The following is a 23095-nucleotide window of genomic DNA, read 5'->3' on the forward strand; positions in this document are numbered from 1 at the left end:
GCTTTCAAGGTGCAAAAGCTCAATATAGGAAAATTACGTTAACCATTGCCAGGGCAAATCCAGCAAGGTGTGAGAAAGCTATGCTTGCTGGCAGGCAACGAGGAGATTTCACCATGAGCAAGGATCCCGGCTGCAAGGATCTTTCAAGGGCAGATGTGGACGCTCGACAGCTGGTTTCCGTCGCCATCGACACCCTGCTGATCGCCAACCGCGGCGAGATCGCCTGCCGGGTGATGCGCACCGCCAGGGCCCTGGGCATCCGCACGGTGGCCGTGCACAGCGCCATCGACCGTCATGCCCGGCACGTGCGCGAGGCCGATCTGGCAGTGGACCTGGGCGGCGCCAAGCCGGCGGAGAGCTACCTGCGGATCGATGGAATCATCGGCGCCGCCCGCGAGAGCGGCGCCCAGGCCATCCATCCGGGCTATGGCTTTCTCTCCGAGAACGCCGACTTCGCCCGCGCCTGCGAGGCTGCCGGGCTGCTGTTCCTCGGCCCGCCGGCCGCGGCCATCGAGGCGATGGGCAGCAAGTCGGCGGCCAAGGTGCTGATGGAGGCGGCCGGCGTGCCGCTGGTGCCCGGCTACCACGGCGAGGCGCAGGATTTCGAGACCTTCCGCGCTGCCGCTGAAACCATCGGCTATCCGATGCTGCTCAAGGCCACCGCCGGCGGCGGCGGCAAGGGCATGAAGGTGGTCGAAGCGGAGGCCCAGCTTGCCGAGGCCTTGGAGTCCGCCCGGCGTGAAGCCAAGTCGGCCTTCGGCGATGCGCGCATGCTGGTGGAAAAATACGTGCTCAAGCCGCGCCACGTGGAGATCCAGGTGTTCGCCGACCAGCACGGCAACTGCCTGTACCTCAACGAGCGCGACTGCTCGATCCAGCGCCGCCACCAGAAGGTGGTCGAGGAAGCCCCGGCGCCCGGCCTGTCGCCCGCGCTGCGCCGCGCCATGGGCGAGGCGGCGGTGAAGGCGGCCCAGGCGATCGGCTATGTCGGCGCCGGCACCGTGGAGTTCCTCCTCGATGCGCGCGGCGAGTTCTTCTTCATGGAGATGAATACAAGGCTCCAGGTGGAACACCCGGTCACCGAGGCGATCACCGGCCTCGACCTGGTCGCCTGGCAGATCCGCGTGGCCCGCGGCGAGCCGTTGCCGATCACCCAGGACCAGGTGCCGCTGCACGGCCACGCCATCGAGGTGCGCCTCTACGCCGAGGACCCGGAGCACGACTTCCTGCCCGCCAGCGGCACCCTGGCGCTGTACCGCGAGCCGGCCGCAGGTCCGGGACGCCGGGTCGACAGCGGGGTGGCCGAGGGCGATGCGGTGTCGCCGTTCTACGACCCGATGCTGGCCAAGCTGATCGCCTGGGGCGAGAACCGCGAGGAGGCCCGCCAGCGCCTGCTGGCCATGCTCGCGGAAACCGCCGTCGGCGGCTTGCGGACCAACCTGGCCTTCCTGCGCCGCGTGCTCGCCCACCCGGCCTTCGCCGGCGCCGAGCTGGACACCGGCTTCATTCCGCGCCACCAGGAAATGCTGCTGCCGGAGCCGCAGGAGCTGCCCGAGGCCTTCTGGCGGCTGGCTGCCAGCGCTTGGGTACAGAGCGAGGCGCCGCGCCGGCGCGCGGACGATCCGCACTCGCCGTGGGGCGCGACCGACGGCTGGCGGGCCGGGCTGCCGGCGCAGATCGACCTGGCGCTGCGCTGTGGCGAGGCGCAGCGGGTGGTGCGCCTGGGCGGCGCGCCGTCAGCTTGCCTGCACGGCGAACGGCTGTGGCTGGAGCAGGGCGGCGTGCGCCGCCAGCATCTGGCGCTGCGCCGGGACGGAACCCTGTACCTGGAATGGAACGGCGAGCTGCACGCCGTCAGCCGCGTCGACCCGCTCGCCGAGGTCGAGGCCGGACACGCCCACCACGGCGGCCTGACCGCGCCGATGAACGGCAGCATCGTCCGCGTGCTGGTGGAAGCCGGGCAGAAGGTCGAGGCGGGGACCCCGCTGGTGGTGCTGGAGGCGATGAAGATGGAGCACAGCATCCGCGCGCCGCAGGCCGGGGTGGTCAAGGGCCTGTATTGCCGCGAGGGCGAGCTGGTCAGCGAGGGCACGGCGCTGGTGGAGCTGGAGGAGGCCTGAGGCTGGTCGCCACGTAGGGTGGACAACGGCGCAGCCTTGTCCACCGGCGCACGGGCCCGACGGTGGGCAATCGCTGCGCGAGTTGCCCACCCTACCGGACTTGGTAGGCTGGAAAACCCGCGCAGCGGTTTTCCACCATTCCTTTTTCCACCCTACCCAGAGGTTATGCAATGACACTGCCCCAGCACGTCCGCCTGGTCGAAGTCGGCCCGCGCGACGGCCTGCAGAACGAGAAACAGCCGATCGGCGTGGCCGACAAGGTGCGCCTGGTCGACGACCTCACCGCCGCCGGCCTGGAATACGTCGAGGTCGGCAGCTTCGTCTCGCCCAAGTGGGTGCCGCAGATGGCCGGCAGCGCCGAGGTGTTCGCGCAGATCCGGCAGAAGAACGGCGTCACCTACGCCGCGCTGACCCCCAACATTCAGGGTTTCGAGGCGGCGATGGCCGCCGGGGTCAAGGAAGTGGCGGTGTTCGCCGCCGCCTCCGAGCGCTTCTCGCAGAAGAACATCAACTGCTCGATCGCCGAGAGCCTGGCGCGCTTCGTGCCGGTGCTGGACGCCGCCCGCGCACAGGGCGTGCGCGTGCGCGGCTACGTGTCCTGCGTGCTCGGCTGTCCCTACGAGGGCGAGGTAGCGCCGCAGCAGGTCGCCAGCGTGGCCCGCGAACTGTTCGCGATGGGCTGCTACGAGGTGTCCTTGGGCGACACCATCGGCACCGGCACCGCCGGCAAGACCCGCACCTTGTTTGACGTCGTCGGCCGCGACATCCCGCGCGACCGGCTGGCCGGGCACTTCCACGACACCTACGGCCAGGCGCTGGCGAATATTTACGCGAGCCTGCTGGAAGGCATCGCCGTGTTCGACAGCTCGGTCGCAGGGCTCGGCGGCTGCCCTTATGCGAAGGGGGCCAGCGGCAATGTGGCCAGCGAGGATGTTCTGTACCTGCTCGATGGGCTGGGCATCCACACCGGCATAGATCTGCAGGCGCTGATCGCCGCCGGCGAGCGCATCTGCGCCGTGCTCGGCCGCGACAACGGCTCGCGGGTGGCCCGGGCGCGGCGCCTAGGTGGCGGCTAGGCGGACCAGGCAACGCTGCCGGCGTTCGCTCCGGTGTTCGAGGCCGTCTGCAGAGCCTCCGGTCCATCTGGCCGCCGCCGCAAACGGCCCATGCCTATCTAAACTGATTCTGGCGTCGCGAGTCGGGCCACCGGGAGGCAGCCACCGCTATGGCAAGCTCGGATCATGAAGAGCCGGTTTGCAGGGCGGGCAGCCCGCCCAAGGTTGCCGGTACGTCGATGGATCATCCGGGAGAACGCTCGCCATGCCGGCCATGACGCATCGCCCGTTCCTGGCCAGAATGCTCGAGCAGCGTTGCTTCTTCATGTTCCTGGCCCTGCTCGCGCTGCTGGTGACGATGCCGTTCGTCGTGGACAGCCTCCTCGGCCGTGCTCTGGTAGGTCTGCTCAACCTGCTGATCCTGCTGACCGCCGTCGCTGCGGTGGGGCGTTCCCGGCTTTCCTTCCTGGTTGCCGTCGCCCTCGGTCTGCCGACGCTGGCCTTTCAACTGCTCGCCCTGGCGTCGGGCTTGCGGGGCCATCTGACCCTCTCCTGGAGCTTCGGGGCGGCCTTCTACGCCTACGCCATCGCCCATCTGCTGCATTACGTGCTGCGCCGCGACGAGATGACCGCCGACAAGCTCTATGGCGCCGTTGCGGCCTATATCATGATCGCCATCTTCTGGGCCTACCTCTTCGGCGTGCTGCAGTATTTCCACCCGGGCGCCTTCGCTCTCTACGGAGCGCCCACCACCATGAACCTGGCGGACCTGATCTTCTACAGCTTCACCGTCCTTACCACCGCCGGGTTCGGCGACATCACCCCCGTACTGATCCAGTCCCGCTTCCCGACCATTCTGGAGGCCGTGACGGGCGTGATGTACGTGGCCATCCTGATCGCGCGGCTGACGGGCGTCTATCCGGTGGTGGGGCCGAAGTCTTGAGGCGCCGGAGCCGCGCGCCTCACTCCCGCATCGCCAGCTCCCCGGCCTTGCCGATCCCCAGTTTTCCGCTGCACAGGCGGAACACCGGCCCCGCCAGGAACAGCACCAGCAGCAGGCGCAGCACCTGCATCGCGGTGACCAGCGGCACCAGCAGGTTCAGCGCCTCGGCGGTGAGGCTCATCTCGGCGATGCCGCCGGGGACCATGCCGAGCAGCAGGGCGCGGGCGTCCAGGCCCGAGGCCCAGCTCATGGTCAGGGCGATGGGCAGGGCGATCAGGACCGCCGCCGCCGTCGCCAGCAGGGTGCGCAGCAGGAACGCCGGGGCGCGGCGGAAGAACGAGCGGTCGAAATAACAGCCCAGGGTGCTGCCCACCAGCCACTGGCCGAGCTCGCCGGCGCCGGCCGGCAGGCCGAGATGCAGGTCGAAGGCGACGCTGCACAGGATGCTGACCAGCAGGGCGCCCAGTTGCCAGGCGTTGGGGAAGCGCCAGCGCTGGAAGACCAGCGCGGCCAGCCCGCCGAGGGCGAACAGCAGGGCCAGCCAGGCGGCGTCGGGGCCGGGGTGGGCATTGGTGATCGTCTGCCCGCCGGCGAACAGCCAGGCATAGGTGGCGGGAATGCCGAGCAGCACCAGGGTCATCCGCAGGCTCTGGGCGGCGGCCACCTGCTGCAGGACGGCGCCGTGCCGGCTGCCCAGGTTGACCATCTCGTTGGCGCCGCCGGGCATGCTGGCGAAGTAGGCGGTGGCGAAGCTTTCCCCGTAGCGCCGGTGCAGGGTGATGCCGAAGGTGCAGGTGAGCAGGGTCAGCAGGCTGCCGAGCAGCACCAGGCCGAGGTGGGCGAGGATCTGCTCCAGCACCGCCTGGTTGAAGTGCAGGCCGATGCCGATGCCGAGGATCCACTGGCCGGCCTTGACGCCATGGGGCACGACGACGGTCAGGCAGCCCAGGCAGCGCAGTGTCGCGACGCCGAGCAGCGCGCCGATCATCCACGGCAGCGGCCAGCCGAGCAGCTGGGCGAGCCCGCCGCCGAGGGCGCCGGCCAGCGGGGTGAGCATCCAGGGGCGGCAGCGGGCCGCGAGGTCCGCGAGGAACGGCGGGAGTCGAAAGGTCACGGCAAGGCCTCGTGCGGGGGCGACGGCGCGCGGCGCCCGGGCCGGCGGCGCGTCGCGGGGTGGGGGAGCGGGAGGGGCCCGGACGGGGCCGGGAAGGCGGACGCCGGCGGCCGGCTCAGCGGATCAGGTCGAAGTCCCGGGCCATTTCCCGGTAGCGGGCGACCTTCTGCCGGACATGGGCGTCCAGTTCGGCGCCGGTCAGGGCGTAGGGGAACAGCTCGTAGCGGTCGCGCAGGGCGGCGAAGTCCTCGGAGGCGAGCAGGTGGTCGAAGGCGTTCTTCCACCAGGCGTAGTCGGCATCGCTCACCTGCGGGCCCATGTAGAAGCCGCGCAGCACCGGCCAGACCACGTCGTAGCCCTGCTCGCGGGCGGTCGGGATGGCGGCCATCGCCGGCTCGTCCAGGCGCTGTTCGGCGAACACCGCGAGCAGGCGGATGGCGCCGCTGTTGAGGTGCGGCATGGAGTCGGAGATGTCGGTGCTGCCCACCTGCACGTGGCCGCCGACCAGCGCCGTGGAGATTTCCCCGCCGCCCTCCAGGGCGACGTAGTGCAGCTCGCGCGGGTCGATGCCGGCCAGCCGGGCGAGCAGGGCGAGCTGCATCCAGTCCTGGCTGCCGATGGTGCCCGACGTGCCGATCACCACCGAGCCCGGGTCTTTGCGCAGCGCCGCGAGCAGGTCGTCGAGCGTCCGGTAGGGCGAGTCGGCGCGCACCGCCAGGGCGCCGTAGCTGGTGCCGATCACCGCCAGCCAGCGCACCGCGGTTTCGTCGAAGCGGCCGAACTTGCCCAGGGCGATGTTCAGCAGCGAGCCGCTGGAGAAGGCCACCAGGGTGCCGGGCTCGGCCGGTCGCTGCGCGACTATGGTGTTGTAGGCCACCGCGCCGACGCCGCCCGGCATGTAGGAGAGCTGCAGCGGCCGGTCGGTCAGCCCGGCTTCCTGCAGCGCCTGGCGCGCCAGCCTGCAGACCAGGTCGAAGCCGCCGCCGCTCGCGGCGGGGACGATGCACTCCGGAGAGACGGGTTCGGCGGCCCGGGCGCTGCACAGCAGCAGCGCGGCGGCCGCCAGCAGGACTCGACGGATCGATGGGCCCATGGGTGTCTCCTCCGCTGCGGTTCATGCGCAGGCGCTCGCCCGGGACGGGGCATGGCCGGGCGCCGGCAGGGCCGGCAGGTACAGGATACAGGCAGGAGGCGTGGGGCGGGCGGTGGTGCGGGGGAAGCAAGGCATGCGGGGGGATTCCCTCGTTGTTGTCGTCGCTGGCCGCGGGAGTGCGGCTGGCGATCTTGGCCTCCGAGCCTAGTGCGGCTGGCTTTCGCCAGGCTTTCAGACGGTGGGCGGGGCGCCCCGGACGCCCTGTCCGGGGCGCCCCGCGGGCGCTTATTCCGCCAGGGCGGCCGGCGCGGCCTGACGGCGGGCGGCGCGGCGGCGCCAGATGCGCAGCAGCGGCAGGGCCAGCATCAGCGCGACCAGCGCCCAGGTGCCCTGGGCGATGCCGCTCGACCAGAGGATGTCCAGCTCGCCGTTGGAGATCGACAGGGCGCGGCGCAGGTCCTGCTCCATGTGGCCGCCGAGGATGAAGCCGAGCAGCAGCGGCGACAGCGGGAAGTCGAGCTTGCGCATGGCGTAGCCGAGGATGCCCACCGCGACCATCAGCAGCAGGTCGAAGGTGGTGGCGTGCACGGCATAGACGCCGATGGCGGTGATGATGGCGATCGCCGGCGCCAGCGCCCAGTTCGGCACGGCGAGGATGCGGGTGAAGAGCTTGATCATCGGCACGTTGAGCACCAGCAACATGAAGTTGGCGATGAACAGCGAGGCGATCAGGCCCCAGACCAGCTCCGGCTCGTTCTGGAACAGCAGCGGGCCGGGGGTGATGTTGTACAGCGTCAGCGCGCCGATCATCACCGCCGTGGTGCCCGAGCCGGGTACGCCGAGGGTCAGCATCGGCACCATGGCGCCGCAGCAGGAGGCGCCGATGGCGGTTTCCGGGGCGGCCAAGCCGCGGATGTCGCCCTTGCCGAACTGCCCGTCGGCGCCGGCCATGCGTTTTTCCGTCGAGTAGGCCAGGGCGCTGGCCAGGGTGGCGCCGGCGCCGGGCAGCACGCCGACGATGAAGCCGCCGATGCCGCAGCGCAGGTTGATCATCAACACCCGGCGCGCCTCGTTGAAATTGAACAGCATGCGCCCGGTGGCCTGGACCGCCTGCTGGCCGTGGTGGGTCTTCTCCAGCAGCAGGAGGATCTCGCTGACCGAGAACAGGCCGAGCACCAGGACCACGAACTGGATGCCGTCGGCGACGTGGATGCTGTCGAAGGTGAAGCGGTACACGCCGCTGTTGGCGTCGATCCCCACGCAGGAGAGGAACAGGCCGAGCAGCGCGGCGACCAGGGTCTTCATCGGCTTGTCGCCGGCCATCCCGGCCAGCGCCACGATGGCCAGCACCATCAGCGCGAAGTACTCGGCCGGGCCGAAGGCGATCGCCCACTTGGCCAGCATCGGCGCGAACAGCACCATGCCGCAGGTGGCGATGAAGGCGCCGAGGAAGGAGCTCCACGCCGACAGCGACAGGGCGACTCCGGCCCGGCCCTGGCGGGCCATCGGGTAGCCGTCCAGGCAGGTCATCAGGGTCGCCGCCTCGCCGGGGATGTTGAGCAGGATCGAGGAGATCCGCCCGCCGTATTCGCAGCCGAGGTAGACCGCGGCCAGCAGGATCAGCGCCGACTCCGGCGGCAGGCCGAAGGCGAAGGCCACCGGAATCAGGATCGCCACGCCGTTGATCGGACCGAGGCCGGGCAGCAGACCGACCACGGTGCCGATCAGGGTGCCGATCAGGGCGATCAGCAGGTTGCTCGGGGTCAGGGCGACGCCGAAGCCCTGCATCAGGAAGTTGAGGGTTTCCATGTCAGATCTCCAGGCCGGCGAGCAGGCCGAGCGGCAGGGGCACGTCGAGCAGGCGGTCGAACAGCAGGTACAGGCCGAGCGCCAGGGCCACGGCGAGGCCGAGGCTCGGCAGCCAGCGGCCGCCGTACAGGCGGGCGAAGCACAGCCCGGCGAGGATGCTGGCGGGGATGAAGCCGAGCGGCTCGAAGGCCAGGGCGAAGCCCAGCAGCAGGGCGATGCCCAGCCCCACCTTGCGGTAGCCCTCCACGCCGGGCGGCAGTTCGTCGGGATCGTCGGCCAGCGGCGTCGGATGGATCAGCAGGTAGACCAGGCCGGCGGCCAGCAGTCCCAGCATCAGCAGGGGAAAGGCCCGCGGGCCGACCGGCTCGTAGGCGAACGGCGCCTGGTAGGCGGAGCCGATGTAGATCATGGCCAGCGCAGGCACGAGCCAGGCGGCCAGGAACAGGCGTTGCAGCAGCATGATGGCGTCCTCGGGCGAAGCCCCGGCAGGGGGGCTTCGCCAGTGTGATCACTGGGTGAGGCCGAATTCCCTGGCCAGCTCGCGGTAGCGGGCGACTTCCTTCGACACGTGGGCCTGCAGCTCGGGGCCGGTCATGGCGAAGGGGAACAGCTCGCGCTGGTCGCGCAGGCGGGCGAAGTCCTCGGAGGCGAGCAGGCGGTCGAAGGAGTCCTTCCACCAGGCGTAGTCGGCGTCGCTCACCTTGGGTCCCAGGTAGTAGCCGCGGATCACCGGCCAGACCACGTCGTAGCCCTGCTCGCGGGCGGTGGGGATGGCGGCCATCGCCGGTTCGTCCAGGCGCTTGTCGGAGAGCACCGCGAGGATGCGGATGCCGCCGCTCTCGACATGCGGCATGGAGTCGGAGATGTCGGTGCTGGCCACCTGGATGTGCCCGCCGAGCAGCGCGGTGGCGATCTCGCCGCCACCTTCCATGGCCACGTAGCGCAGCTGGCGCGGATCGACGCCGACGGCCTTGGCGATCAGCGCGGTCTGCATCCAGTCCTGGCTGCCGACGGTGCCGCCCGAGCCGATCACCACCTTTTCGGGGTTGGCCTTGATCGCGGCGGCCAGGTCGGCGAGGGTCTGGTAGGGCGAGTCGGCGCGCACGGCGATGGCGCCGTAGCTGGTGCCGACCGCCGCCAGCCACTTCACCGCGTTCTCGTCGAAGCGGCCGAACTTGCCCTGGGCGAGGTTGAGCAGCGAGCCGCTGGAGAAGGCGGTCAGGGTGCCGGGATCGGCCGGGCGCTGGGCGACGATGGTGTTGTAGGCCACCGCGCCGACGCCGCCGGGCATGTAGGTGACGCGCATCGGCTTCTCCAGGAGCTTGGCCTCGACCAGCGCGCTCTGCGCCAGCTTGCAGGTGAGGTCGAAACCGCCGCCGGGGGCGGCCGGGGCGATGCATTCGGGGCGCTTGGGCTCGGCGCTCAGCGGGGCGGACAGCAGCACGGCCGAGCCGGCCGCCAGCAGGGTATTGCGCAGCGATGGACGCATGGAGGTTTTCCTCTGGATTGTTGTTGTTGTCGCAGGAAACGCGGTTTCAGACGGACGGGCAGGCGGTCGCGGGCGGACGCCGGCGGCGGGGGCAAGACAGGCGAAAGGCGGTCTGGGGCGGGCGGACGCGCAGGGGCGCCAGCGGGGCGAGCGGGATGCGAGGCATACAGTGGTTTCCATTGTTGTTGTTGTCGGGAAGCCGCGTCACTGCACGGCGGCTGCCGGGGTGAGGCGCGTGCGGGGCGGACCCGGGAAGCGACTCTGGAGCCATCCTAGTGGTCCAACCTTTCACCAGGCTTTCACTGCGCTTTCGCCGCCGATCCCGGCTGATCAACCTGGCTTCGGGCCTGTACACTGGCTTGCATGAGCCCATCTGCGGAGACCGCCATGCGCATTCTTTTGGTCGAGGATCACGCCCCGCTGGCCGACAGCGTGGCCCAGGCGCTGCGCGCGGCGGGGCTGACCGTGGACGTGCTGCACGACGGGGTGGCCGCCGACCTGGCGCTGTCCAGCGAGGACTTCACCCTGGTGGTGCTCGACGTCGGCCTGCCGCGGCTCGACGGCTTCGAGGTGCTGGCCCGCCTGCGCGAGCGCGGCAACCGGGTGCCGGTGCTGATGCTCACCGCCCGCGCCGAGGTCAAGGACCGCGTGCAGGGGCTCAACCTCGGCGCCGACGACTACCTGGCCAAGCCCTTCGAGCTGGCCGAGCTGGAGGCGCGGGTCAAGGCCCTGCTGCGCCGCAGCGTGCTCGGCGGCGAGCGCCAGCAGCACTGCGGCGAGCTGGTCTACGACCTGGCCACCAGCCGCTTCAGCCTGGCCGGCGAGCCGCTCAACCTGACCGCCCGCGAGCAGGCGGTGCTGAGCGCGCTGATCGCCCGGCCGGGACGGGTGATGAGCAAGGAGCAGCTGGCTTCCCAGGTGTTCGGCCTGGACGACGAGGTCAGCCCCGACGCCATCGAGATCTACGTCCACCGCCTGCGCCGCAAGCTGGAGGCGAGCGGCGTGCGCATCGTCACCTTCCGCGGCCTCGGCTACCTGCTGGAGGCGCGCGGTGAATGAGCCGGCCGGCGGCATCCGCGTCGACGGCAGCCTGCGCGGCCGCCTGCTGCGGCGCATGGCCGGGCTGCTGGCGGTGCTGCTGGCGGTCAGCGGGCTGAGCGCCTACTACAACGGCCGCCAGGCCGCCGACCGGGCCTACGACCGCACCCTGCTGGCCTCGGCGCGGAGCATCGCCGACGGGCTGTCCGAAACCGATGGCAGCCTGCGCGCCGACATCCCCTACCTGGCCCTGGACAGCTTCGCCTTCGACAGCGCCGGGCGCATCTACTACCAGGTGCTGGACATCCACGGCCAGCTGGTGTCCGGCTACGAGAACCTGCCCGGGGCGCCGGTGGACACCCTGCTGACCCGCGACTACCCGGCCCTGGCGCGCTTCTACGACGCCCATTACCGGGGCCAGAGCGTGCGGGTGGTCAGCCTGCAGCAGCCGGTCAGCGAAACCACCCTGAGCGGCATGGCGGAGATCCGCGTCGCCGAGACCGAGGAGGCCCGCGAGCGCATGGCGCGCGGCCTGCTCGTCGATACCCTGCTGCGCATGGGCCTGCTGGCGGTCTGCGCCATGGCCCTGGCCTGGTTCGTGGTGACCGCCGCGCTGCGCCCACTGGAGCGCCTGCGCCAGGCGGTGGAGGAGCGCAGCCCGGAAGACCTGCGGCCGCTGCCGCGGGTCACGGTGCAGCGCGAGCTGCTGCCGCTGGTCTCCGCCCTGAACCTGTTCACCGGGCGCCTGCGCCGCCTCCTGGAGCGCCAGTCGCAGTTCATCGCCGACGCCGCCCACGAGCTGCGCACGCCGCTGGCGGCGCTCAAGGCGCGTCTCGAACTGGGCCTGCGCGAGCGCGACCCGGACGCCTGGTACCGCACCCTGGAGGAGGCCCGGCAGAGCGGCGACCGGCTCTCCCACCTGGCCAACCAGCTGCTCTCCTGGGCACGCATCGAAAGCAGCGCCCAGGCGATCGCCGAGGGCGGCGCCGAGCCGGTCGAGCTGGGCTCGCTGTGCCGCGAGCTGGGCCTGGCCCTGGCGCCCCTGGCCCACGCCCGCGGCGTGGCGCTGGCCTTCGAGGGGCCGGACGAGGTCTGGGTGACGGGCGAGCCGACGCTGCTCAACGAGCTGCTCAGCAACCTGGTGGACAACGCCCTGGCGCACACCCCGCCGGGCGGCAACGTGATCCTGCGGGTCGCCGCGCCGGCCGTGCTGGAGGTCGAGGACGACGGCCCGGGCATCCCGGAAAGCGCCCGGCAGAAGGTCTTCGAGCGCTTCCAGCGGCTCGACCCGCAGCGCGGCGGCGCCGGGCTCGGGCTGGCGATCGTCGGCGAGATCTGCCGGGCGCACCAGGCGGCGATCCGCCTGCTGGACGGGGCCAGCGGCGGGCTCAGGGTGCGGATCGAGTTTCCGCCGGTACGCCGGGCGGAGGAGGCGTAGGGGCAACGGTCGGCGGCACGCCGGGCAGGTAGACGTGGCTGGCGACGAAGACCTTCTCGGGAACGGGCTCGCCCTGCGCCAGGCGCTTGAGCATCCGGTAGCTCTGCCGGCCGATCTCCCGGCTCTCCATGTTCAGATAGGCCTGGGCCAGCCCGTCGTCGAGCAGCGCCCGCTGCGCCGCGTCCATTTCGTGGGTGGTGACGATGATCGCCGGGCGCCGGCCCTGTCTGTCGAGTGCGGCGAGCAGCGGGCCGATCTGCCTGCGGTACTCGTCCGCCTCGTAAATCGGCCAGATGCCGAGGACGACGATGACATCCAGCTGGCTGCCGGTGGCCAGCAGGGTGGCGAGCCTGAGCCGCGCGCTGGCCGGATCGCTGTTGTCGTAGAGGGGGCAGCGGCTCGCTTCGCTCCAGCCGTTCTCGCCCTTCAGCCGGCCGGTCGCACCATCCTCGGCCGGGTTGCCGCGCAGCTGCCGGCGGATGCCCTGGATACGCTCCAGGTGGTTGGTGTTCTGGATGCCGCCGCTCAGGATGCACAGCTTGCCGCCCTGCGGCCTGAAGCGCTGGGCGAGCATGGCCAGCTGCCGGCCGAAGCGCAGGTTGTCGAGCCCGACGTAGCTCCGGCGCAGGTGCTGTTCCGCGGGGGCCAGATCCGAGTTGAAGGCGATCAGCGGGATTCTGCCCGCGCCTTTCAGGGCGTGCTCGGCCAGCCAGCCGGAGTGGCTGACCGCCAGGCCGATGCCGTCCAGATCGTCCCGGGCGAGGGCCTGGCTCAGGACTTCGTTCTGCCGGCGGAAATGCTGCCTTCCCAGGGGGCCGAGCAGCAGGCAGGTGTCGCCCTCGGCCTGCGCGGCCTCGGCGCAGCCCTCGCCGGCCAGCGCGTAGAAGGACTGGTCCATCCGCTTGGCGACCAGGGCGAAGCGCAACGCCTCGGCTCCGGCCGGAGGGGCGAGCAGCGACCCGCAAAGCAGGCCGGCTGCGGAAAGCCGGCGTAACGGTGACGATCCTTTCAAGGCAGCTCCCTGCTCGCCATCCCTCGACGCGCAGATGATACTCCCCGGACTTCACCGGTAGCGGCACGATTTGCAGGTGATTCCGGGGGGGTGTTGCCGTCGAGAGCGGGCCGCCCGGCGAACCAGGGCCGGGCGCTCCCGCTTTTCGGTTTCCCGGGGCGCCTCTTCGTATCCGAAGAAGCGCCCATCTCTCCGCATTCGTCACGCCGCGCCCCCCGGAGGCGCGGCGGCTCAGGCCGAACGCGCGCCGGTACGGATGATGGTTCCGACGTGCTCGCCGCGCAGCGCGGCGGTGAGGCGACCCGGCACGAGGCCGTTCACCACCTGCACGCGTTCGATCTGGCGGGCGTTGGCCATGACTTCGAGGAGTGCGCAGTCGAACGGCAGCGTGCCTTCGAGCTTCGCGAGGTCGGCGGCACTGGTCTCGGCGAGGAACTGCGCCTTGCCGGCGTCGGGGCCTTTCGGGTCGGCGGTGTACACCCCGTCGACGTCCTCGACGATGGTCAGGCCGGCCGCGCCGAGCGCGTCGGCGACCAGGAAGGCGCCGGTGTCGGCACGGTGCGGCGGGATGCGCGAGCCCGGGAACTCGTGGTGGTGGTAGGGCGGGTAGGCGCTGCCGACCACGGCGCGGGTGGCGGAGAGGTGGATGGCCAGCTGGCTCTCGATGGTCGGGTGGTCGACGTAGGAGACGCCCTCGGCGGCGAGCATCGCGGCGAGGATGTGGCCGTTCTGCCCGGCTTCGCTGGCCGCCAGCGGGGCGAGCGAGCCGACCGGCAGGCCGAGGTCGAGGCCGACGCTGAAGACGTGGCGGGCACGGACGCCGGCACCGGTCAGGATCAGCAGGCGGTGCTCGGGCAGCAGCTTGCGCAGTTCCTCGACGAGCGGCAGGATCGCGTCGGCGCCGCGGTCCATGAGGCGACCGCCGATCTTGACGACCTGCAGCCAGGGCAGCAGGCGGATCGGGCGCTTGCCGGCGACCGGGCGGGTCAGGTCGCGGTCCTGGAGGGTCTGGCTCGCGAGCGGCGAGAGAACATGCTTGATGGTGTTGGTCATGGCCGTGCTCCTCAGCTCGCGGTGATGATGGTGCCGACGTGCTCGCCTGCGAGCGCGCGGGTCAGGTTGCCGGGGATGAGGCCGTTGACGACCTGCACTTCACGGATGTGCTGGGCATTCTGCAGCAGGTCGAGCACCGGGAATTCGAGGATCGAGTCGTGCAGCCCCTTCTCCTTCATTTCGTCGACGGAGATCTTCGGGATGAAGGTGGCGTCCTTCGAGGTCTTCGGGTTGGCGGTGTAGAGACCGTTCTCGTCCTTCACGTAGATCATCTGCCTGCAGCCGAACTGCTCGGCCAGCAGGAAGCAGCCGGCGTCGGTGCGGTAGGGCGGAATCACGCCTTCGGCGGAGGGACGCATCCACAGCTTGTAGGGCGGCATACCGCTGAAGACGACGGCGTTGACTTCGGCGAGCGACAGCGGCACGGCGGAAAGGCCGGCGCCACCGACCACCGGGATACCGTACTGGGCCAGCAGCTGGCCGAGCATGGCGGCGTTCTGGTCGGCCACCGAGGAGCCGAGCTGGGCGAGCACGCCGGCCGGCAGGCCGAGGCCGGCGGCGATCGAGTAGAGATGGCGGGCGCGGGTGCCGGCGCCGGTGCCGATCAGCAGCTTGTGGTTCTTGCGGGCGGCGACGATTTCCTCCACCAGCGGGTAGACCGCCGCGCGGCCGCGGTCGATGACGCTCTGGCCGCCGATCTTGAGGACGGTTGCGTTCGGCAGAATCCGGAAGTCCGCGGCCTGTGCCGCTGCCGCCAGAAGCTGCGGGTCGGTCAGCGAGCGCTGCATGAGGAGCTCTTCGAGCTCCGCTGTCGAGTGGGTCATGGGAGATCCTTTGGTCGTTTCGTTGCCATTCACCGCAGCACTTCCCGGCGGGCCCGCAGATCCGCGGGCCCCGACAACGCCGTGGTGAAATATCCGGGATTGATTGCGATGAATTGTTCAGAGAGGGGCTGATGTGTCCGTTCGCAATAGGCACATCGCTATTAAATTTTAGGAAATAGCGTTCTATAGATGCAACTACAGAGTACCTTGGCTTCTGTATATGTTCGTCTATTGAAAACGGTCCGTTGGTTTGGGGAGTGTCTTATATGGGGCAGTTCGGAGTTCAATAAGCCGGACTGCCATTTTCGAATGCTTCCGGTGGCATGGCGATACGGTTTTTATATGTGCTTTCGTTTGTGGCGGCCCGTTCCAGGCGGGTTTCAGGCTGTCGGGAAGGGTGGCGATATTTCCCCGATTCTCAACGGAGAATGACCAAGGCCGAATGATCTTATTTGTTGTCGGTAAAGTCCTGCCGTCGCATGTCCGGGAGTGTGGCGTTTATCGGCAAGTCTCCATCAAGTCATGTTTCAGCGTGGGCCGATATAGCAGTGCATGTCTTGCAGAGTTGTTTTCTGCGCTTCCTGGAGACTTGTGGTGAATGTGCTTCGCTTTGTATGTCTGTGGCCGGCCGTGGGTTTGTTGTCGTGCGCAGTTGGATCACCTGCGCATGCGTCGTCCGGCGAAGCCGGCGACTATCCGCATATTCCGGAGCCGATGGTCTTCGACATGATGCGTCCGCTCGGCGCACGACAGGGCGAACGGGAGGCCAATGTGCTCGCTAGCGGCCCGCTGTCGGAATCCGATCGGAAGACCGAGTGGGCGCCGGAGGCGGAATTAACAACGCTCTTGCTTGCGTGGACGTCCGCCCAGGCGCCCGTTCTCTCGCGCCGCCGCAGCTTTGGCCGCCGTTTTGGCCTTCCCGCCTTGCTGGCCGAGCTTCGCAGCCATCCAGTGTTTGCTGCCCAGGAAGCCCTCCAGCAGCGCTGGCAGGTAGAGATCGGCATCCAGCTTGGGGAAGTGCAGTCCGAGTCCCGATGGGCTGATTTCTATGATGTCCAGATCGGCGGGTTTGGCACCTTCCAGCCCCTCGGCGGCATGCGGCAGGAAGGCAATCTCGATGCCGCTGCTCAGACCGATCACCAGGCGATGCACGCGCTTGTCATAACGGGCGGATACCGCCTGTGGCCCGTGCTTCTTAAGTGCCGCTGCACGGGTATTGGCTTGTTCGAATGCTTCATGGCTGACCATGGATCACCTCCCATTCAGCGCACGCAGTCGGGAGTTCCGCTGCGAGCATGGATTCGATGCTATTCAGCTCCTTGAGTGAGAACCCGAAGTTCTCTCGCAGCTCAGGAGGCCCTGCCGGGCAGTGCAGGTTGAATACCGCCTCGCAGCCATGCCCCATGACATGCACATGCGCCGGACGATGATCGTTGGGATAGATCACGGCGCGCAGGCCGTTGAAGCGCAGGACGGTTGGCATGCGGGCAGGATAGCAAAAACCTAAACGCTTGGATTTATTGGGCGCTCCTTTTGCCCGTGTAGTGACGCAAGGTCGACAGGCCGGCGAAGCGGAGCCGGTCCATCATGGAGGCCTCCTTTTCCTCTGGACACCCGCGGCTGGAATACCGGGCGGCAGGGCGAGTGACGCGCCGGAAGGGCTGCTACCTGGTGATAGCGTGCGCTTCGCCCGCTGAAGCTCGCCGTGGCGCTTGCTATGCTGGGCTCGTCCAGTCACGACTGGCCACCCCTGGCCGGATTCAAGGAGAGCCGGTGCCTTCCCCCCTGCGTTCGCGTTTCCTGTGGCTCGTCCTGCTGGCGTTGGCCGTCGCCGGCGGCTGGTTCTGGCGCAGCTGGCGCGGTCCCGAGCTGCCCGGCTATCGGCTGGAGCTGCGGCCCTTGGTGCAGCGGGTGGTGGCCAGCGGCGAAGTGGGCAGCCAGTCCCTCGCCCAGGTCGGCAGCGAGATCACCGGGGTGGTGGCGGCCCGTCATGTGCGCGAGGGCGATGCGGTGCGCGCCGGCGACCTGCTGCTCGAGCTGCGCGATGACGAGCAGCGTGCCCGGGTCCGCGAGGCCGAGGCGGCGCTGGAGCAGCTGCTGCGCTCCACCCGCCCGCAGGCCGAGGCGCTGCTGAACGAGACCCGGACCAATCTGGAGCAGGCGCGCCGCGAGCGGGAGCGCCGCGATGTGCTCGCCGAGCGCCGGGTGGTCGGCGCCGAGGAGCGCGAGCAGGCGCGCCGCGCCGAGACGGCCGCGCGGGTCGCCCACGAGCGGGCGCGTCTGGCCGCCGCGGCGCTGGGCGCGGGCGGCAGCGAGGAGCGGGTGCTGCGCCAGCGCCTGGAGGCGGCGCGCGTGGCGCTGTCGCGCACGCGCATTCATGCCCAGGTCGACGGCATCGTGCAGACCCGCGCGGTGGAGCCCGGCGATCTGGTGCAGCCGGGCCGCACTTTGCTGGAGATCGCCCGTGAAGGCACCCGCGAGATCCTCCTGCCGCTGGACGAGAAGGACCTGGCGCCGGTCGCCCCCGGGCAGCTCGCCCAGGTGGTCGCCGACGCCTATCCCGAGCGGGTCCTCGCCGCCCGGGTCGGCTATCTGGCGCCGGCGGTGGACACCAGCCGCGGCACCCTCGACGTGCACTTGGACCTGCTCGAGCCGGCCGACTTCCTGCGCCAGGGCATGACCGTCTCGGTGAACATCGAGACCGGCCGCCGCGAGCAGGCGCTGGTGCTGCCCAACGACGCGCTGTTCGAGCGCGACGGTTCGCGCGGCGCGGTGCTGCGCCTGAACGGCGAGCACGTCGAGCGGGTGGCGGTGCGCCTGGGCCTGCGCGGCACCGCGCTCAGCGAGGTGCTCGAGGGCCTGGCGCCCGGCGACCGGGTGCTGGCCGTGGCGGCCGGGGAAGGCGAGCGCGTGCGCCTGCGCGAACGGCCGCTGCCGCTGGGCCGGACGGAGTGACGGCGATGGGCGGGTCGCTGTGGCTCGAATGGAAGATCGCCCTGCGCTTTCTGCTCGACAACTACCTGCAGACCCTGCTGATCCTGGTGGGGATCACCGTCGGCTGCGCGGTGATCGTGTTCATCACTGCGCTGGTCACCGGGCTGCAGAGCAACGTCATCGCCCGCACCCTGGGCACCCAGGCGCACATCCGCATGCTGCCGCCGGACGAGGTCAACCGCGTCCTGCCCGCGCCGCCCGGGCTGCTCGCCCTCGACCTGGAGAACCCGCGGCCGCAGCGCCTGCGCTCGATCAGCAACTGGCAGGACGTGCGCGACGTGCTCGACCGGCAGCCCGACATCCTCGCCGTGTCGCCGGTGGTCAGCGGGCCGGCCATGGGCCGGCGCGGCGTGGCGCGGGCCTCGGTCGCCCTGCTGGGCATTGATCCGGCCCGCTACCTGCGCGTGGTGCCGGTGGCCGACGACCTGATCGCCGGGCGCTTCGAGATCGGCGCCGGACATGCGGTGGTCGGCAAGGAGCTGGCCGACGACCTCGGCCTGGACCTGGGCGACAAGCTGCGCCTGGATGCCGGCGAGGGACGCGAGGCGATCGTCGATATCACCGGCATCTTCGAGCTCGGCGTGCGCGAGCTGGATGCCCGCCACGTCTACCTGGACCTCAAGCAGGCGCAGACCCTGCTCGACCTGCCCGGCGCGGTGACGGTGATCGACACCAAGGTCGCCGACATCTTCGCTGCCGAGGACATCGCCGTGCGCCTGGCCCGGCTCACCGGGCTGAAGGCCGAGAGCTGGATGGCCACCAACGGCGAACTGCTCAATGCGCTGCGCTCGCAGACCATGACCACCCAGATGATCCGCATCTTCGTCGGCCTCTCGGTGGCCTTCGGCATCGCCAGCGTGCTGGCGGTCAGTGTGGTCCAGCGCACCCGCGAGATCGGCATCCTGCGCGCCATGGGCAGTCCGCGCGGGCAGATCCTGCGGGTCTTCCTGCTCCAGGGCGGGCTGCTCGGGCTGCTCGGCTCGGGCGTCGGCGGGGCGCTGGCCTGGCTGCTGGTGCAGGCCTTCAACCGCTTCGGCGCCCGGCTGTTCGAGATCCTCGTCGAGCCGACCCTGATTCCCGGCGCCATGGCGGTGGCGACCCTCACCGGCGTGCTCGCCGCCGCCGTGCCGGCGCGCCGCGCCGCGCGCTACGACCCGGCGGTGGCGATCCGCTATGTCTGAGCCTGAAGAGGTCCTGCGCCTGGCGGGCGTGTGCAAGGTCTACAACCCCGGCACGCCGCAGGAGACCGAGGTGCTGCACGGCATCGACCTGCGCCTGGTGCGCGGCGAGCTGACCGCGCTGATCGGCCCGTCCGGCTCGGGCAAGAGCACCCTGCTCAACCTCATCGGCCTGCTCGACAGCCCGAGCGCCGGCGAGCTCTACCTGCAGGGCCGGGCGACCCGCGAACTGGACGACCGGGCGCGCACCCGCCTGCGCAACGAGGCGATCGGCTTCGTCTTCCAGTTCCACCACCTGATTCCGGCCTTCAGCGTGCTGGACAACGTGCTGATGCCGCTGATGATCCGCCACGGCAAGCCGGGTGCCGGGGACATCGAGCGCGCCCGCGGCCTCTTGGCCGAGGTCGGCCTCGAAGGCTTCGCCGGCAAGAAGGCCACCGAGCTGTCCGGCGGCCAGCAGCAGCGCGTCGCCATCGCCCGCGCGCTGGTCACCCACCCGGCCCTGCTGCTGGCCGACGAGCCGACCGGCAACCTGGATACCCACACCGCGGAAAACGTCTTCGAGCTGTTCCGCCGCTTCAACGCGCAGTTCGGCTGCGCGGTGCTGGTGGTCACCCACGACCCGCGCCTGGCGGCCGGCTGCCCGCGCACCATCGAGCTGGTGGACGGGCGGATCGTCGGCGCGCCGGGCGCGCCCTGAGCGATTCTTTCCGGAAAGTACGAAGCCTTTGGTCAGGCAGTGAATTTATCGTGGACCGTTAGGGAAATAATCTATAGCTGGCTTACGAAAAAGCCACGACACCTGCAGATACCGGCTCACGCAAACGGCCCGGCAGGTTGCGCAGTGCCTTCAGCGTCATTCGTTCCGACTGAAGACTTTCGAAAGTTTGCACAGTTAGGACATTCACGATGAAACGCTTCCTGTCCGTTTTCATGGCCGCCGCCTCCCTTGCCGTGCTGGGCGGAGTGGCCCAGGCCGCCGAGCAGACCAAGGTCGAGCAGTACACCTACGAAACGAAGCTGGACATTGCCAAGGTCATCAGCGTCGAGGACCCGGGCAACGTCTGCGAGGTCGTCCCCGTGCACATGGTCTACGAAGACCATCAGGGCCAGCGGCACGTCGTCGAATACAGCGTCATGGGCAAAGGTTGCCAGAGCAGCTGATACGCGTCCTTGCCGCTGCCGGCCTCGCGCTTCGCCCCTGGCCGGTCGTGAGGTTCCTTCAGCCGACCTGTTCGGGCGGCGTGCTGCCGATCACCTCGAGCGGGGTGGTCGTGACCGCCGGCGCGGCGAAGAGGAAGGCCTCGGCGGACAACTGCCCGCCGTAGTCGCCCTCCAGGGCGACCTCGAAACGCCGTCCCTCGGCATCCGCCTCTAAGCTCTTGAGGTAGGTGTGCGTGCCGGCGTCGTTCACCTGCACGGCCAGGGTGCCGTCGTGGCCGTCGCCCAGGCCGCTGAAGCCGAGTGCCGACACATCGATGCGGTCCTCGCCGGCCTCGAAATCGAGGATCAGGTCGCTGAAGCTCTCGCCGTCGGTGCGGTAGCTGTCCTCGCGGCTTGCAAAGCGGAACAGGTCGGCGCCGCTGCCGCCGGCCAGGGTGTCGCGCCCAAGGCCGCCGTCGAGGCTGTCGTCGCCGGCGCCGCCATGCAGGTAGTCGTCGCCGGCCTCGCTGGCGAGGCTTTCTGCCGCCGCACTGCCGATCAGGCTGTCGCTCGCCTCGGTTCCTTCGAGGGCCACAGGGGCGAAAAGCACGTTGCCGCCGTCGAGCCGACCGACGAGGTCGCCATCCAGGGCGATCTCGAAACGCCGTCCTTCGGCATCCGTCTCGAAGCTCTTGAGGTAGGTGCGCGTGCCGGCCTCGTTCACCCGTACCGCCAGGGTGCCGTCGTGGCCGTCGCCCAGGCCGCTGAAGCCCAGCGCCGAGAGGTCGAGGCGGTCCTCGCCGGGATCGAAGTCGCGGATCCGGTCGGCGAAGCTCGCGCTCTCGGTGCGGTAGCTGTCCTCGTGGGCCGAGATGCGGAATACGTCGGCGCCGCTGCCGCCGATCAGCCGGTCGCGCCCGGCGCCGCCGTCGAGCAGGTCGTCGCCGCCGGCGCCATGCAGGCGGTCGTCGCCGGCACCGCCGGTGAGAATTTCCGCCAGCGACGAGCCGGTCAGTCTGTCGCTGCTTCCGCTGCCTTCGAGTGAGACCGGCGCGAAGATCAGCTTGCCGCTGCCGAGCAGGCCGCTGTGGTCGCCCTCCAGGACGAGTTCGAAGCGCCGCCCCTCGGCATCCGCCGCGAAGCTCTTGAGGTAGGTGCGGGTGCCGGTGTCGTTCGCCTGCACCGCCAGGGTGCCGTCGTGGCCGTCGCCCAGGCCGGTGAAGCCGAGCGCCGAGAGGTCGAGGCGGTCCTCGGCGGGGTCGAAGTCGAGGATCCGGTCGCTCGAGCCCTCGCTGGCGGTGCGGTAGCTGTCCGCGCGGGCCGAGACGCGGAACAGGTCGGCGCCGCTGCCGCCGGTCAGGCTGTCGCGTCCGGCGCCGCCGTCGAGGATGTCGTCGCCGGCCCCGCCGTCCAGGCGGTCCTCGCCGTCCTTGCCGAGCAGCAGCTCGTGGGCGTTGCCGCCGGCCAGTTCGTCGTTGCCGTCGCTGCCCTCGACGAGGGCGATGCCGTCGTCCAGGGCGCCGAAGTTGGTGTCGAGCGTGCCGTCGGCGTTCAGGCGGATCACGGCGAAGTCGTAGCGGCCGCTGGCGGGGTTGTAGGCGAGGCCCGAGATCAGGATCCTGCCGTCGGGCTGCACGGCGAGGCTGTGGCCCTCGTCGTAGCCCCGGGCGATATCGATGCTGACCTTGCCGTCGCCGCCGAAGCCGGTGTCGAGGCTGCCGTCGGCGTTCAGGCGGATCACGGCGAAGTCGTAACTACCGCTGCCGGGGTTGTAGCTGGAGCCCGCCAGCAGGATCTTGCCATCCTCCTGCAGGGCCAGGCTGTAGCCCTGGTCGTTGCTGCCGGCGATATCGACGATGGCCTTGCCGCCGTCGCCGAAGGCGGTATCCAGGCTGCCATCGGCGTTCAGGCGGATCAGGCTGAAGTTGTAGTGGTAATAGTCGCCGCTGGTGTCGTAGCTGTAGCCCGCCATCAGGATCTTGCCGTCCGGCTGCACGCTCAGGCTGCGGCCGATATCGGTCTCCCCGCCGACATCGACGCGGACCTTGCCTCCCGTGCCGAAGCCGCTATCCAGGCTGCCGTCGGCATTCAGCCGGATCACGCCGAAGTCGGACGAAGCGAGCCCGCTCAGCAGGATCTTGCCGTCCGGCTGCAAAGCCAGGCCGTAGCTGTAATCGAAACCGGCTTCGTAGAAGATGGCCTTGCCGCCGTTGCCGAAGCCGGTATCCAGGCTGCCGTCGGCGTTCAGGCGGATCACGCTGAGGTCGTAGTCCGTGCCGTTGCCGGCATAGCCCGCGATCAGGAGCCTGCCGTCGGGCTGCACGGCCAGGACGTTGACCTGATCGTAACGCCCGGCGATATCGACGGTGACCTTGCCGTTGTCGCCGAAGCCGGTGTCGAGGCTGCCGTCGGCGTTCAGGCGGATCACACTGAAGTCGTAAGTGCCGCTGTCGGAGGTGTAGCTGTGGCCGGCCAGCAGAATCCTGCCGTCGGGCTGCACGCTCAGGCTGCGGCCCTCATCGTAGTCCTGCGCGATATCGAAGCGGGCCTTGCCGAGGCTGCCGAAGCCGGTGTCGAGGGTGCCGTCGGCGTTCAGCCGGACGAGGCTGAAGTCGTGGTTCCGGCTGCCGGTGTCGTAGCTGTGGCCTGCCAGCAGCACCCTGCTGTCGGCCTGCAGGGCCAGGGCGAGGCTTAAATCGTTGTGGCCTGCCACATCCACCAGCATCTTGCCGGTGGCGGCGCGGGGCGTGGGGTTCGGCACGCTACTGCTCAGTGTCGAGGTTTCCATTCGC

General features: G+C 69.8%; 20 protein-coding genes. 9 read left to right on the forward strand and 11 right to left on the reverse strand.

Translation table 11 applies throughout. The annotated features are described in order from the left end of the window. Positions 1-233: 233 nt before the first annotated feature. The 3 genes from ACG10_RS01470 (at position 234) to ACG10_RS01480 (ending at position 4118) form a co-directional block, all read left to right on the forward strand. Positions 234-2120, forward strand: a complete 1887-nt coding sequence (locus ACG10_RS01470) for an acetyl-CoA carboxylase biotin carboxylase subunit (RefSeq protein WP_232487241.1) — start codon at positions 234-236, stop codon at positions 2118-2120. A gap of 170 nt (positions 2121-2290) precedes the next feature. Next, positions 2291-3196, forward strand: coding sequence for a hydroxymethylglutaryl-CoA lyase (locus tag ACG10_RS01475; RefSeq protein WP_089166848.1), 906 nt, complete (start codon positions 2291-2293; stop codon positions 3194-3196). Positions 3197-3440: 244 nt separating this feature from the next. Beyond that, complete coding sequence (locus tag ACG10_RS01480; protein ID WP_089166849.1) at positions 3441-4118, forward strand: potassium channel family protein; 678 nt, start codon at positions 3441-3443, stop codon at positions 4116-4118. Between the two features lie 19 nt (positions 4119-4137). Here the strand turns inward: ACG10_RS01480 and ACG10_RS01485 are convergent, their stop codons facing one another. The 5 genes from ACG10_RS01485 to ACG10_RS01505 form a co-directional block, all read right to left on the reverse strand. Then, the gene (locus ACG10_RS01485; protein WP_198319059.1) at positions 4138-5175 is read right to left on the reverse strand and encodes an AbrB family transcriptional regulator; all 1038 of its coding nucleotides are present in this window, start codon (positions 5173-5175) and stop codon (positions 4138-4140) included. 172 nt (positions 5176-5347) lie between these two features. After that, positions 5348-6325, reverse strand: a complete 978-nt coding sequence (locus ACG10_RS01490; protein WP_089166851.1) for a tripartite tricarboxylate transporter substrate binding protein — start codon at positions 6323-6325, stop codon at positions 5348-5350. Between the two features lie 285 nt (positions 6326-6610). Further along, on the reverse strand, positions 6611-8134 hold the full coding sequence (locus ACG10_RS01495; protein ID WP_089166852.1) for a tripartite tricarboxylate transporter permease: 1524 nt from the start codon (positions 8132-8134) through the stop codon (positions 6611-6613). Position 8135: 1 nt separating this feature from the next. Beyond that, a complete protein-coding gene (locus ACG10_RS01500; RefSeq protein WP_089166853.1) occupies positions 8136-8594 on the reverse strand; it encodes a tripartite tricarboxylate transporter TctB family protein in 459 nt (152 codons plus the stop codon). Positions 8595-8642: 48 nt separating this feature from the next. After that, the gene (locus tag ACG10_RS01505) at positions 8643-9623 is read right to left on the reverse strand and encodes a Bug family tripartite tricarboxylate transporter substrate binding protein (RefSeq protein WP_039801162.1); all 981 of its coding nucleotides are present in this window, start codon (positions 9621-9623) and stop codon (positions 8643-8645) included. A 387-nt stretch (positions 9624-10010) separates the two neighbouring features. Here ACG10_RS01505 and ACG10_RS01510 point away from each other — a divergent pair, with 387 nt between their 5' ends. Beyond that, a complete protein-coding gene (locus ACG10_RS01510; protein WP_039801164.1) occupies positions 10011-10682 on the forward strand; it encodes a response regulator in 672 nt (223 codons plus the stop codon). A gap of 13 nt (positions 10683-10695) precedes the next feature. Continuing rightward, positions 10696-12099, forward strand: coding sequence for a sensor histidine kinase (locus tag ACG10_RS01515; protein WP_089169765.1), 1404 nt, complete (start codon positions 10696-10698; stop codon positions 12097-12099). On the opposite strand, the gene ACG10_RS01520 is transcribed toward ACG10_RS01515, so the two are convergent. From ACG10_RS01520 to ACG10_RS01545, 5 genes are all read right to left on the reverse strand, one after another. Then, the gene (locus ACG10_RS01520; RefSeq protein WP_232487169.1) at positions 12050-13024 is read right to left on the reverse strand and encodes a substrate-binding domain-containing protein; all 975 of its coding nucleotides are present in this window, start codon (positions 13022-13024) and stop codon (positions 12050-12052) included. The genes ACG10_RS01515 and ACG10_RS01520 overlap by 50 nt on opposite strands. Before the next feature lie 318 nt (positions 13025-13342). Further along, on the reverse strand, positions 13343-14164 hold the full coding sequence (locus ACG10_RS01525) for an amino acid kinase family protein (RefSeq protein ID WP_089166854.1): 822 nt from the start codon (positions 14162-14164) through the stop codon (positions 13343-13345). A gap of 11 nt (positions 14165-14175) precedes the next feature. Beyond that, a complete protein-coding gene (locus tag ACG10_RS01530; protein ID WP_089166855.1) occupies positions 14176-14988 on the reverse strand; it encodes an amino acid kinase family protein in 813 nt (270 codons plus the stop codon). A gap of 834 nt (positions 14989-15822) precedes the next feature. Then, the gene (locus tag ACG10_RS01540) at positions 15823-16236 is read right to left on the reverse strand and encodes a DUF2442 domain-containing protein (protein WP_089166856.1); all 414 of its coding nucleotides are present in this window, start codon (positions 16234-16236) and stop codon (positions 15823-15825) included. Continuing rightward, complete coding sequence (locus tag ACG10_RS01545) at positions 16223-16471, reverse strand: DUF4160 domain-containing protein (RefSeq protein ID WP_082045346.1); 249 nt, start codon at positions 16469-16471, stop codon at positions 16223-16225. Before ACG10_RS01545 ends, ACG10_RS01540 begins: the two co-directional genes overlap by 14 nt. A gap of 290 nt (positions 16472-16761) precedes the next feature. Between ACG10_RS01545 and ACG10_RS01550 the strand changes: the two genes are divergently transcribed. From ACG10_RS01550 to ACG10_RS01565, 4 genes are all read left to right on the forward strand, one after another. Next, on the forward strand, positions 16762-17943 hold the full coding sequence (locus ACG10_RS01550; RefSeq protein WP_232487170.1) for an efflux RND transporter periplasmic adaptor subunit: 1182 nt from the start codon (positions 16762-16764) through the stop codon (positions 17941-17943). Positions 17944-17948: 5 nt separating this feature from the next. Beyond that, complete coding sequence (locus tag ACG10_RS01555; RefSeq protein ID WP_089166858.1) at positions 17949-19163, forward strand: ABC transporter permease; 1215 nt, start codon at positions 17949-17951, stop codon at positions 19161-19163. Next, on the forward strand, positions 19156-19860 hold the full coding sequence (locus ACG10_RS01560) for an ABC transporter ATP-binding protein (RefSeq protein WP_089166859.1): 705 nt from the start codon (positions 19156-19158) through the stop codon (positions 19858-19860). The genes ACG10_RS01555 and ACG10_RS01560 overlap by 8 nt, the downstream gene beginning before the upstream one ends. 209 nt (positions 19861-20069) lie before the next feature. Beyond that, positions 20070-20324 carry a DUF2790 domain-containing protein gene (locus tag ACG10_RS01565; RefSeq protein WP_089166860.1) on the forward strand — a complete coding sequence of 85 codons (255 nt, stop codon included), beginning with the start codon at positions 20070-20072 and terminating at the stop codon, positions 20322-20324. 58 nt (positions 20325-20382) lie between these two features. Here ACG10_RS01565 and ACG10_RS01570 read toward each other — a convergent pair whose 3' ends face one another. After that, the gene (locus ACG10_RS01570) at positions 20383-23091 is read right to left on the reverse strand and encodes a M10 family metallopeptidase C-terminal domain-containing protein (RefSeq protein ID WP_089166861.1); all 2709 of its coding nucleotides are present in this window, start codon (positions 23089-23091) and stop codon (positions 20383-20385) included. Positions 23092-23095 lie beyond the last annotated feature (4 nt).

The sequence above is a fragment of the Azotobacter chroococcum genome (assembly GCF_002220155.1).
In the GTDB taxonomy this organism is placed as follows: Bacteria; Pseudomonadota; Gammaproteobacteria; order Pseudomonadales; family Pseudomonadaceae; genus Azotobacter; species Azotobacter chroococcum.